Source organism: Acinetobacter sp. SM1B (genome assembly GCF_003289665.1).
Taxonomy (GTDB): Bacteria; Pseudomonadota; Gammaproteobacteria; order Pseudomonadales; family Moraxellaceae; genus Acinetobacter; species Acinetobacter schindleri.
Genome location: NZ_QMBM01000001.1, coordinates 1,712,655 through 1,724,535, shown reverse-complemented (window position 1 = coordinate 1,724,535; position 11,881 = coordinate 1,712,655). Strand labels below are relative to the sequence as shown.

The 11,881-nt window shown below is 45.1% G+C and carries 11 protein-coding genes, 1 tRNA gene and 1 pseudogene; 10 read left to right on the top strand and 3 right to left on the bottom strand.

Annotation, left to right across the window (positions count from 1 at the left end; genetic code table 11):
* Nucleotides 1–38: 38 nt before the first annotated feature.
* From C8322_RS08340 to C8322_RS08330, 3 genes are all read left to right on the top strand, one after another.
* Nucleotides 39–392, top strand: coding sequence for a hypothetical protein (locus C8322_RS08340; RefSeq protein WP_004810650.1), 354 nt, complete (start codon nt 39–41; stop codon nt 390–392).
* Nucleotides 393–499: 107 nt separating this feature from the next.
* The gene (locus tag C8322_RS08335; protein ID WP_004810648.1) at nt 500–2,536 is read left to right on the top strand and encodes an NADPH-dependent 2,4-dienoyl-CoA reductase; all 2,037 of its coding nucleotides are present in this window, start codon (nt 500–502) and stop codon (nt 2,534–2,536) included.
* An 87-nt stretch (nt 2,537–2,623) separates the two neighbouring features.
* Nucleotides 2,624–2,714, top strand: a tRNA-Ser gene (locus C8322_RS08330).
* A 624-nt stretch (nt 2,715–3,338) separates the two neighbouring features.
* Here C8322_RS08330 and C8322_RS08320 read toward each other — a convergent pair.
* Both C8322_RS08320 and C8322_RS08315 read right to left on the bottom strand, forming a co-directional pair.
* A pseudogene (locus tag C8322_RS08320) lies at nt 3,339–4,703 on the bottom strand (ATP-binding protein).
* A complete protein-coding gene (locus tag C8322_RS08315; RefSeq protein WP_004893711.1) occupies nt 4,696–5,370 on the bottom strand; it encodes a response regulator transcription factor in 675 nt (224 codons plus the stop codon). The pseudogene C8322_RS08320 and the gene C8322_RS08315 overlap by 8 nt, the downstream one beginning before the upstream one ends.
* A 108-nt stretch (nt 5,371–5,478) precedes the next feature.
* Here C8322_RS08315 and dsbD point away from each other — a divergent pair, with 108 nt between their 5' ends.
* From dsbD to C8322_RS08295, 4 genes are all read left to right on the top strand, one after another.
* Nucleotides 5,479–7,416, top strand: a complete 1,938-nt coding sequence (gene dsbD / locus C8322_RS08310; RefSeq protein ID WP_111810508.1) for a protein-disulfide reductase DsbD — start codon at nt 5,479–5,481, stop codon at nt 7,414–7,416.
* Entirely contained in the window at nt 7,413–8,261 is an 849-nt protein-coding gene (locus C8322_RS08305; RefSeq protein WP_111810507.1) for a TlpA disulfide reductase family protein, read from the top strand. The genes dsbD and C8322_RS08305 overlap by 4 nt, the downstream gene beginning before the upstream one ends.
* Nucleotides 8,262–8,279: 18 nt before the next feature.
* Entirely contained in the window at nt 8,280–9,020 is a 741-nt protein-coding gene (gene dsbG, locus C8322_RS08300; protein WP_111810506.1) for a thiol:disulfide interchange protein DsbG, read from the top strand.
* A gap of 107 nt (nt 9,021–9,127) precedes the next feature.
* Nucleotides 9,128–9,490 (top strand): YidH family protein, encoded by a 363-nt coding sequence (locus C8322_RS08295; protein WP_004646570.1) that lies wholly within the window; start codon nt 9,128–9,130, stop codon nt 9,488–9,490.
* On the opposite strand, the gene C8322_RS08290 is transcribed toward C8322_RS08295, so the two are convergent.
* Complete coding sequence (locus C8322_RS08290) at nt 9,487–9,807, bottom strand: ArsR/SmtB family transcription factor (protein ID WP_004810630.1); 321 nt, start codon at nt 9,805–9,807, stop codon at nt 9,487–9,489. The genes C8322_RS08295 and C8322_RS08290 overlap by 4 nt on opposite strands.
* A gap of 120 nt (nt 9,808–9,927) precedes the next feature.
* On the opposite strand from C8322_RS08290, the gene C8322_RS08285 reads away from it, so the two are divergent.
* Genes C8322_RS08285 through C8322_RS08275 form a run of 3 tightly spaced genes read left to right on the top strand, consistent with a single transcriptional unit; the run spans nt 9,928 to nt 11,661 of the window.
* Entirely contained in the window at nt 9,928–10,344 is a 417-nt protein-coding gene (locus C8322_RS08285) for a YeeE/YedE family protein (RefSeq protein WP_111810505.1), read from the top strand.
* Between the two features lies 1 nt (nt 10,345).
* Nucleotides 10,346–10,762 (top strand): DUF6691 family protein, encoded by a 417-nt coding sequence (locus C8322_RS08280; RefSeq protein ID WP_111810504.1) that lies wholly within the window; start codon nt 10,346–10,348, stop codon nt 10,760–10,762.
* Nucleotides 10,763–10,764: 2 nt separating this feature from the next.
* Nucleotides 10,765–11,661 (top strand): MBL fold metallo-hydrolase, encoded by an 897-nt coding sequence (locus C8322_RS08275; RefSeq protein WP_111810503.1) that lies wholly within the window; start codon nt 10,765–10,767, stop codon nt 11,659–11,661.
* The last annotated feature ends 220 nt before the right edge of the window (nt 11,662–11,881 follow it).

Genomic DNA, 11,881 nt, shown 5'->3' with positions numbered 1-11,881 from the left:
CGATAAAACTAACAATAACAATTTTTTAGGAATCTCTTATGAATTCGAGTATCACCCCGCCCCAGCTGCCACGACTGCATGAGCGTAATCAGACTTTGTCTGTATTGCATGGCATTTATGCCGGCCTGTTGATCTTTAGTGGCGCAGTATTTCTTTATCTTGAATCTCAGCAAAGAACCGCTTCAACCATCAGCCTGGGATTTATCATTCTATTAATGCTGGTATTGATCTATTTCAATGTTCAGGCAGCTCTGAAAGTTAAGAAAGGTCAGGGCGAGGGGCGTACACTTTCCCGAGTTATGGCGGTGCTGATGCTGTTGAGTTTTCCTGTAGGAACAGTACTGGGGGCAATTGCATTATGGAAAAGCTCGGCGAAACAGTGGGAGGCCTGAGTTGACCTGAGAAAGCAATAATTTTGTGAAAATGCCATAAACAAAAATAAAAAACACGCTAGAGTAATATGCAACAAGTTGCAAAGCCATCATCAAAGGGAATAGCCATGACAACGACTCGTTATGCAAATATTTTAAAACCGCTTCATCTGGGATTTACCACGATTAAAAACCGGGTGGTGATGGGTTCAATGCATACCGGGCTGGAGGATCGTTTCTATAATTACCCCAAACTGGCAGCTTATTTTGGCGAGCGTGCCAAAGGTGGGGTAGGTCTGCTCATCACGGGTGGTATTTCTCCAAACCGTCAGGGCTGGTTACTGCCTGCAGGCGGGACCATGAATACCTTGGGAGATATTGCTCCGCATCGACTGGTAACTCATGCCGTGCATAAGCATGGTGCCAAAATCCTGTTGCAAATCCTGCATGCGGGCCGTTATGGCTACCAACCTTTTGTGGTTTCAGCGAGTCCAATCAAGTCCCCGATTTCTCCTTTTAAACCACGACAGCTTTCAGAAAAACAGATTCTGGCTACTATTCAGGACTATGTAAAAACTGCCAGTCTGGCAAAAAAAGCCGGCTATGATGGTGTGGAAATCATGGGTTCAGAAGGTTACCTGATTAACCAGTTCCTGAGTCGTCATGTTAATCAGCGTAATGATCGCTGGGGTGGTTCGATCGAAAACCGGATGCGTTTTGCGGTGGAAATTGTCAAAGCGATTCGGGCCGAGATTGGTGAAAAATTTATTATCTGCTTCCGTCTGTCTTTACTGGATCTGGTACATGATGGTAATACCATGCAGGAAGTCATTACCGTCGCTAAAGCATTAGAGAAGGCCGGAATTACTTTACTCAATACCGGGATCGGCTGGCATGAAGCACGTATTCCAACCATTGTTACGTCTGTGCCACGGGCTGCTTTCGTCGAGTACACTGCAGAAGTAAAGAAAAATGTTACTGTTCCGGTGATCGCATCGAATCGTATCAATATGCCAGATACTGCTGAAGAAATCCTGGCATCAGGGCAGGCGGACATGGTGCAAATGGCACGTCCTTTACTGGCAGATGCTTTCTGGGTTAATAAAACAGCGACCAACCGTGTTGATGAGATCAATACCTGTATCGCCTGCAACCAGGCTTGTCTCGACCATACGTTTAAAAACCAGCGTGCTACCTGTTTAGTGAATCCGCGTGCTGGATATGAAACTGAACTGGTTTATGTCAAAACCAAAAAACCGAAACGGATCGCCGTTGTGGGTGGTGGCGTTGCAGGTATGTCAGCGGCAACGGTGGCTGCCGGACGTGGTCACGAGGTGACCCTGTTTGAAGCGACGAACGATGTCGGTGGCCAGTTCAACCTGGCCAAAGTAGTGCCTGGTAAAGAAGAATTTCATGAGACCATTCGTTATTTCAAGGTTCAAATAGAAAAGACAGGGGTTGAATTACGTCTGAATACCAAGGTCAATCGTGAACAGCTGGAACGTGAAGGTTTTGATGAGGTGATTGTGGCGACGGGCGTTGTACCACGCGCCTTGAAGATTGCGGGTAGTGATGCGCCACAGGTCTTGTCCTATACCGAAGTGTTGAATGGAGCATCTGTCGGAGATCGAGTTGCCGTGATTGGTGCAGGAGGGATTGGTTTTGATGTATCTGAATTTTTGCTAAAACCGCCATTGCAACCCCAGCCAATGCCTGTAGAGGAATGGAAGCGTGAATGGGGAGTAGACCCAAATCCAAATTATGTAACTGAAGGAGGAATGCAGCCTGCGGAGGTTGAAGCACCAGTCCGGGAAATTTATCTGCTCCAACGTAAAACCACACCACTTGGTGCTGGTCTAGGGAAAACCACAGGCTGGGTACATCGTGCACAATTGAAAAAACATGGTGTACGCATGCTGCGGGGTGTGCAGTATAAGTCGGTTACTGATGAAGGCTTATGGATTGAAGTGGATGGACATGACCAATTGCTACGCGTAGATACGATTGTGGTATGTGCCGGTCAGGAATCAGTGAAAGAAATCATGCCAGTTGAAGGTCAAAAAACTATAGCTAAGTATCATATTATTGGTGGTGCCAAACTGGCGGCAGAGCTGGATGCCAAACGCGCGATTCGTGAAGGTGCTGAACTGGCAGCCAGATTGTAAGGATTTGATGAAACTATATGCAGTTGATTGCATTCACTGTAATTTTCACTTGTCAGGTGAGGAAAAGCTCCGTATGATGGCGCACATGGAAGCGTGGCAGAGCGGTTTAATGCACCGGTCTTGAAAACCGACGAGGGCTTATACCCCTCCGTGAGTTCGAATCTCACCGCTTCCGCCAGATACGAAAAACCCCAGTCAATGACTGGGGTTTTTTATTGTCTGGATATTTTAAATTACGGGTATAGGTCATTGAATTATATAATAAATTAGAATATGCGGACATATAAAAACTGATATAGATTGACAGTGACAAAGTAGTAAAAAGTGCCAAAAGCTAAAACCTACACCTTTTTTTGCATGGTGAATGGGATTACATGTAGTTTAAGTCAATTGGCCGCTATAACCACTATAGAGGTTAAAAAAGCAGAACTTCATCTGGACAAAATAATAAAGCTGCCAGCTGGCGAAAATCTTGATCTATGTATTGATACTGATCCTCATGGGAGCAAGTGCTCAAACTTAAATAACAGAAAATAAAACTTCAGCTTTAGGGGGGAAATTAAGAATTTTATGTTTGCATGATTATTAGAGTCTTTCATAAATTATGTTTAATCACTATCAAGACAATTCCTTCTCCATAGAAGATTTGCGAAACAGGCTCCTTAGGAAGAGCTTTCCACCCCCTCATCCTGTTGCGAGGCAGTGCTTCTTATCCCAAAGAGAGAAGGCACTTTTAATATCCATTTAAAGATAAATAGCACGATCATTTTTTGATTTATGAAAGTGGTCTATTAAAATCAAATTAATTTTGAATATATTGTTGAATTTTAATAGTCAGTCCTACAGGCTGACGCTGCTGAAATCCAAGGTGGTATTGATAATTACCTAGCAAGCTTTTAACCAATGCCAGTCCCAGACCATGGCCGTGCTGCTGAGCAGATTTGCGCCAGAAGCGTTGTCCTAAATGTTGAATATCCTGTGCTATCAGTTGTTGTCCATCATCTTCAATCACCAGGCAATCAGACTGCATGGAAATCCAGATATGGGCAGCCTGTGCATGTAGCAGGGCATTTTCAAGCAGATTTTTCAGTACCGTATACAGCACAAATTCAGGCAGCTAAATTTCACCCAAGCTGTCCCAGTTCACTTGTATTTTTTCGTTCATTTCTGGATAGCGCGTACCTAAGTCTGCAAGAACTTTCTCAAGAGTGGGGTGAAGCCAGATGGCCTCGGTCATTTCTTGGACACTGTTTTCTGATTGGGTCAGCAATAAAAGCTGCTCGAGTAACAGCGTATAACGCCGGATACTCTCATTGGCCTGCTGCAAATTGTGCTGAATGGATTCAGGCAGGTTCTGCTGCTGACCGATCAGCTGGGCCAGTTGTACATGGGTTTTAATTGCAGTCAGGGGACTGCGTAATTCATGTGCAGCATAGGCACTAAAGGCTTTCTCCTGTTGCAGACTGTCATTGAGTTTTTGAATCAACTGCGTGGAATTGTTGACAAAAGGCTGTACTTCTTGGGGAATACTTGCAGGCTTGAGCTGCATTAAAAAATCTGCCGCCTGTGAATAGTTGAGGTTTTTCTGGTTCAGGTATTGACTGAGCTGATCCAAAGGCCGGAACTGTCTGCGGATAATAAAGATGATCAAGGCAATACAGATCAGCAGTGAGAAGACCAAGGGAACCAGTACGGACTGCAGAATCTGCTGTAGTAGCATATCCCTCAAGAACATGCGTTCTGCCGCCACCACCTGAATATCGCCACGACGCAGAACATAACTGCGCCATTCCGTATCACCCTGCTGCCAGGTGCTGAATCCTTCTGGTCGCTGGCTTAAATTTTGGGGGGCACCGCGTGTTTTGGCAATCACCTGATTACCTAACGAGATGTCAGAGCTAAAAAGAGAGACTTCACAGGCAATTAACTGGTTTGCATCATCATTCTTGGCTAATTTTGATAGGGTTGCATCCCCCAGACTATCCAGCGGTAACTGCTGAATCAGCCGGGCAACCATTTGTGCAGATGCCGATAAGCGTTGATCCAGTGTGTCTTGTAAACGCTGTTTCAGGTCAATATACAGCCATGAAAATACCGCACTCCACAACACAATAAACACGGCCAAAAGACTCATGACCAAACGCCATTTCAAGCTGTGACTAAACATGACGTTGCTCAAACGGTTTGAAAATATAGCCCACACCGCGAACGGTCTGAATCAAGTCTGGATGCAGTTTTTGTCTCAGGTGATAAATGTGTACATTCAGGGCATTGCTCTCTATAGCGTCCTGAAAGCCATAGAGCTTGTCAATAAGCTGTTCATTTTTCAGGATCTGGTTGGGGTGACTCATCAGGGTTTCCAGCAGGCTGAATTCACGGCGAGATAAATTCACGGCCTGGTCTTGATAGGTCACAGTCTGGGTATCCCGGTTCAGAACCAGTTCATCAAATTGCAGTGTATTCGAGGCAAAGCCACGGTGGCGCCGGGTGAGGGCATGAATCCGGGCAATCAGCTCCTCCAGTTCAAAGGGTTTGGTCAGATAGTCATCGGCACCGGCATTCAGGGCCTGAACACACTGATCGGTCCGCAGCCGCGCCGTCAATACCAGTACCGGGAGATCAATCTGGTCGCGTCGCCAGCTATGCAACAACTCCAGGCCATCCTGATCCGGCAGGCCTAAATCCAGTAAACACAAATCGACTGCACTATGCCGGATAAAATAATCTGCAGCACGTGCGTGACTGACATGCTCCACTGAAAAATTCAGATAGTTCAGAGCAGCACAAATGCTCTGTGCGATATAGGGATCATCCTCAACCAATACAATAAACATAGAACATCCTGATCAAACTGCCATTATTTTATAAATGATTTGGGCTGTTAATGTTGCCTTAATTTTAGTTTTTCAATAATGCAGTCCTAACAGGAGGAGATCAGCTGGATGTTGAAGTGGATATTGGGTGCCGTGATCGGCGGTGGAATCATGACGGGAACTGCACATGCAGACTTTTTACCACCAGATCAGGCATTTCAGTTTCAGGTGGTTTCTACAAGTCAGGATCAGGCAGAGCTTAGCTGGAAAATTGCAGAGGGTTATTATCTGTATCATGACCAGCTTAAAGTGTCTTCTCAGCAGACTCTAGTCAAGCTAACATTGCCCAAACCCGAAGACAAAGACGATCCCAATTTCGGTTTGACCCAGGTGCATTATGGGCAAGTCAAAAGCAATATGAATGTGCAGCCCAACCAGCAGTTTGTGGTGCAGTGGCAGGGCTGTGCAGAAAGCGGTTTATGTTATCCGGTGCAACGCGCCACGGTATCAACTGATGCAGATGGTCTATTTCCAGCGCAAAACCTGAGCAAAACACCAAAACTGCTGGCCAGTACTGCACAGCCACAAGCAAACGAAAAAATTCTGAATGCTCAGAAAGATGAGTTCCAAGCTATAGAGCAGACTCCAAGTACAGATCAAGCCCTGACTGAAGAAAAGGTAGAGGAAATACAAGTCGCTGCAGTTTCTGAACCTGTGGTGCAGCCTGAGATGGAATTAACAGAGAAAAATGACCAGCTCATTGCAGACCCTAAAAATCAAACTTCGTCAGCAGGCATGAATAGCCAATGGAACAATGACCAGTATTTTTTAAGTTTGCTGTCGGAACAAGGTCTGTTAATTAATGCCCTGATTTTTCTCGGGCTTGGCATTCTGCTGGCATTTTTACCGTGTTCTTTACCTTTAATTCCAATTTTAACGGGTATTCTGGTCCAGCAGCACCGAGGTTACCGTGCTGCACTGATTGCGCTGGTCTTTGTTTTGGGTATGGCACTGGTCTATGCGGTCATGGGATTTGCTGTGGCACAGCTTGGTTACAGTTTTCAGCGTTGGTTTCAAAGTCCGGTATTCATCAGTATTTTCAGCATTCTGTTTGTTTTGTTCGCGCTTAATCTGTTCGGAGCATTTCAGCTGTCCTTACCCCAAGGAATGTTACAGCGTCTGGATCAATGGCAGCAAAAGCAGAAGGGTGGCACGCTGATTGGTGCTGGTCTTATGGGTATGATCGCCGCACTGATTGTCGGGCCATGTATGAGTGCACCGTTGGCCGGTGCCTTAATCTATGTGTCTCAGCTCAATCAACCGATGCTGGGAGCCAGTTATCTGTTCGTCTTAGGCCTTGGGCTGGGCTTGCCGCTATTTATTGCAGCCGTATTTGGATCTCATCTTTTACCCAAGCCTGGCATCTGGATGGATCGCCTGAAGTTTAGTTTTGGCTTTGTCATGCTGGCCTTGGCTTTGTATTTTGCCAGCCCTCTATTGCCCGGCATTTTATACCTGAGCCTTTTGGGTGTGGTACTGATCACCTGTTCAGGTTATTTCTTGTTCAAGATGCTGCCCCATGTGCATCGGTCTGTATTGAAAATAGTCCTGATGCTGCTCAGTGGTTTACTGGTCTATGCAGGAGGCATGCAGCTCTATCATGTCTGGAGTCAGGTACAGGTGGCCCATGTAGAATCACGGCTTGAATGGCAGAAGGTCAGCACAGCCGCACAATTGCAACAGGTTTTAGCCAAACATCCTGCACAGCCGGTGGTGATTGATGTCTATGCAGACTGGTGCGTGGCCTGTCAACCGATTGAAAAGGAAGTGATTCCACGTAGTGATGTCCAGACGGCTTTACAAAATGTGGTTCGTATCAAATTAGACCTGACTCACTATCATCCAAGTCAGGATGAGCTGCTAAAAGAATGGCAAATCCTGGGTCCACCCACCTTTATATTTTTAAATGCAGCGCATCAGGAGCAGCGCGAGTTGCGTTTGACCGGAAGCTTTAGTGCGGCACATTTACTAGACACATTGCAGCAACTGCAAGGGGAGCAACCATGATGATTTCCAGTGATGCATTGCATCTGGGACCTTTGATGTTGCCCTGGACACTCATAATTGTTGCCACTGGCTTGATGCTGTTATCTGCCGTGCTGTTTGGATTAGCCAGAAAGTATTCATGGTCTAAACAGCTGCTTGGACAAAGTCAGGATTTGCTCTGGAGCAGTTTTTTGCTGGGGATGCTGGGTGCGCGTCTTGTTTTTGTCCTGCTTAATGCCGAGCTGTATTTTGCAGCACCCATCGACATACTGAAAATCCAGGACAAAGGTTTCCATTTATGGGGAGGGGTGCTGATTGGTGCTTTGTGGTATGTCATTCGAAACAGACAGTTGCAGACCCGATTCAAAGCCATCTTGTTGATCATCTTTATAATTTGGATCGGGCTTGGGCTCGCATTCAAATCCAGTCTAAAAACTGAAGCGGCGTTTCCTGATCTAGCCTTTGGTGGGCTAGAACAGGGGCATCTGGGTACAGACAAGATTCCACTCAGCCAGTTCATTGGCCAGCCCACGGTAATTAATATGTGGGCGAGCTGGTGTCCGCCGTGTCACCGTGAAATGCCGGTGTTGGCTAAAGCAGCCAAGCAGCATCCTCAAGTGAATTTTGTCATGCTCAATCAGGGTGAGGAGGTAGCCACCGTAAATGCCTATTTAAGAAAACATCAGTTTCAATTTAAACATGTCCTGCTGGACCCATATGGTGAACTACCCCAGCAGCTGAATAGTTTCGGCCTGCCAACGACGCTGTTTTTTAATGCTCAAGGTCAGCTGGTCGAGCGGCATATGGGGGAACTCAGTCCGGCCATGTTGCAGCAATATTTAAACAGGATTTCAGATCAACCTTAAAAAACGGAAGGACGTAGTATGAATAAAATTAACCAGGTGCTTGGTGCAGGCATGTTTCTGATCATGAGCATGCACACGCAGGCAAATATTAAACAGAATATTGAAAAACAGGGTTTTGTGTTTGTAAAACAGATTCCGGCACCACAAGGAATGACCGGCTGGGTGGGGCATGAAGACCAGTACTCCAATACGGTATTTATCTCCAATGATGATAAATACTATATCAAGGGCGAACTGTTTGATGCGCAAGGGAAAAGCCTGTCCAATGAACAGATTGAAAAGCATATGAAAAAAGCGGTATTGGACGACGTCTGGAAAACCCTGGAAAAATCGACTTGGATTCAGGATGGCAAGCCGGATGCACCACGAGTGGTTTATGTCTTTTCCGATCCGAATTGTCCATATTGCTATAAATTCTGGCAGGCGGCTCGGCCTTGGGTCGAATCAGGCAAGGTACAGCTGCGTCATATTCAGGTCGGTGTGATCCGTGAAGAAAGCCGTGGTCAGGTGGCAACATTGTTAATGTCGAAAGATCCAGCAGCAGTTTTTAATGATATAAACAAGAATAAAGGCAAAAAGCAGCTCAAGAAAATGGCAAAGATTCCTGCAGAAATTGCTGCAAAAATTGATGCCAACCAGGCCCTAATGGGGAAATACGGCTTTTTCTCCACACCGTCGATGGCCTGGAAAAACAATCAGGGTGAATTTAAATCTACTCAAGGCCTGGCGATGGATGTCAAGGAAATTTTTGAACAATAATATTTTAACTACATGATAGAAAAGTAATTTTTACTTAAAACATCTATACATGATAGGGAGGCAGATTTACATTGGTGGATAGGCTAAGCATGAAGAGCAGATAAGATATGTCAAATTTGGATGATCCACGGGTACTGCTTGCTTTGGAACGAACCGCTCTGGCGTGGAATCGGAGTGGTTTGGCATTAATTGCTTTTGGTTTTGTGATTGAAAAATCCAACCTGCTAGTGCAACTGGTGGACCCAGACACTTATGCACAGAAAATAGCTTATTCACAATGGTTGGGAATTGCGGTGATTGTATTTGGTATGTTGGTAAATTTCGCCTCAATCCTGCAATATCGACGGGGGTTGACATCACTGCGACCGCCGGAATTTATTGAAGGTTATTACACCCAGTATCCCGTATGGCTAAATCTGTTTACTGCTTTTAGCGGACTGCTTCTGATCATTTCTTTTTGGCTGCACTAAGAAGAGGGCTGGGCGCAATACAGCTCGTACAGCTTTTGCATCAGGCTCAAGACCTTGGGGTCACTCAGACGATAGAAAATCTGTTTGCCCTCACGTCGGGTGCCAACCATGTCGGCCTTACGCAGTACAGTCAGCTGTTGTGAAAGTGTAGGTTGATGAATATCGGTAGATTCTTCAATTTCCTGAACATTCATTTCCCCGTCGACTAAGATACATAAGATTTTCAGACGATCAGGATTGGCTAAAACTTTTAGGCATTGGCTGACGAAATCGACCTGTGAAAAATCAATTTTGGCATTTGCAGCAATCATATCCATAGATGTCCTCGAAACCTTTGATGTAGCCCGTGCAGTTTACACAATTTACCATAAAACTGCTTGATTATTATTTTTTATTATATAATATAAAAAAGTATATTGTATAGGGATTGATTCATCATGCATGACTTCCTCATCGCATTTATTGGCGGTTTAATGCTCGGACTTTCAGTGGTCGGCTATCTTTACGTCAATGGCCGTATTGCAGGAATCAGTGGTTTGGTTGGGCAGGTATTGAACCCAAAAACCGTATTTAAAACGCCTGCGATCTGGTTTTTATCAGGTTTAATCATCACACCGTTTATTTATGGTCTGTTTGTACAACCTGAAATTGAATTGAATGCCAGCCCATTGATGATGATTGTGGGAGGTCTGCTGGTAGGCTTTGGGACGCGTTTGGGCTCGGGCTGTACCAGCGGTCACGGAATTTGTGGCATTAGTCGCCTGTCTAAGCGTTCTATTGTCGCGACCATGACTTTTATGTTTGCAAGTTTTGTCACCCTTTATATTATCCGTCATATCACAGGAGCATTCTAAAATGAAAAATGTGTTTGCCTTTTTATTTGGTGCCCTGTTCTCTGTGGGTCTGATGGTGTCGGGCATGTCCAATCCGGAAAAAGTACTCGATTTCCTGGATCTGTTTGGCGATTGGGATGCCAGTCTGGCCTTTGTCATGATGGGCGCGATTGCAGTGGCCTTTATTCCCTTCCAGAAAGCAGTACGTAAGGCTCAACCGAAAACAATATTTAATGAGCCTATTGATTTGCCTAAAAATAATCAGATAGATAAGAAACTGATTACGGGTGCGGTTTTATTTGGTGCAGGTTGGGGGATTGCGGGCATCTGTCCGGCACCAAGTTTCACCTTGATCGGTTTGGGTCACTATCAAGTGCTCTATTTTGTTGTAGCAATGCTGGTGGGTGTATGGATTCACCGTAAATGGTCAGGAGCTTAACTATGCAAGACATTTCAATGGAAAAACAGGTACAACAACCGGTTGTGCAAGATTTCTTTGAAGAAAACACCAATACCTTCAGTTATGTGGTGAGTGATCCTGCAACCGGACATTGTGCCATTATTGACAGTGTCCTGGATTATGATGCGGCCTCGGCCAGCACATCGACTACACATGCAGATCGTATTATTGCCTATGTTAAGGCACAAAATTTAACTGTCGAGTTGATTCTGGAAACCCATGTTCATGCAGATCATCTGACAGCAGCACAATATCTCAAGGCAGAACTGGGTGGAAAAATTGCCATGAGCCAGAAGATTTCTGTGGTACAGGAAACCTTTGGGGCGATTTATCATCTGGACATGAAACAGTTTAATGCCCTGCAGCCATTTGACTACCTGTTTGAGGATCATGAGCATTTCAAGATTGGTGAAATGGATGCCTATAATATTCCTACACCAGGGCATACACCGGCCTGCCTCAGCTATGTGATCGGGGATGCGGTATTTGTGGGGGATACCCTGTTTATGCCGGATTATGGTACAGCACGTTGCGATTTTCCGCGTGGCAGTGCATCAACCTTATTCGATTCGGTACAGTCACTGTATCAGCTTCCGCCTGAAACTCGGATGTTCTTGTGTCATGACTATCTGCCTTCAACACGTCATGACTATGTCTGTGAAACAGATGTACACACCCAGAAAACCCAGAATATTCATATCCACGAAGGCACCAGTAAAGCAGAGTTTGTCGAAATGCGTCATCAGCGTGATGCCACTTTAAGTATGCCGAAACTGATTTTACCGGCGATTCAAATTAATATGAAAGCAGGGCAGTTTCCTGAGCCTGAAGCCAATGGTGTGTCTTATTTGAAATTGCCATTGAATTATTTTAAATAATTTTGAACTGCTGCTTCTGTAAGCCCTGTAAATACAGGGTTTTGTTGTTTATAAGACTTGATTATAAAAGGAAGGAAAATGTCAGCTCATTTTATTTCCTTCCGATGCTTCACCTCATTCTGTGCCACACTACATTTAAGCATCGGAGGAAAAGAGCAGCTTAGTCTTGATATCTCTGTACACGACAAAAATAGATAACTCATTGAAATAATGTCATAAT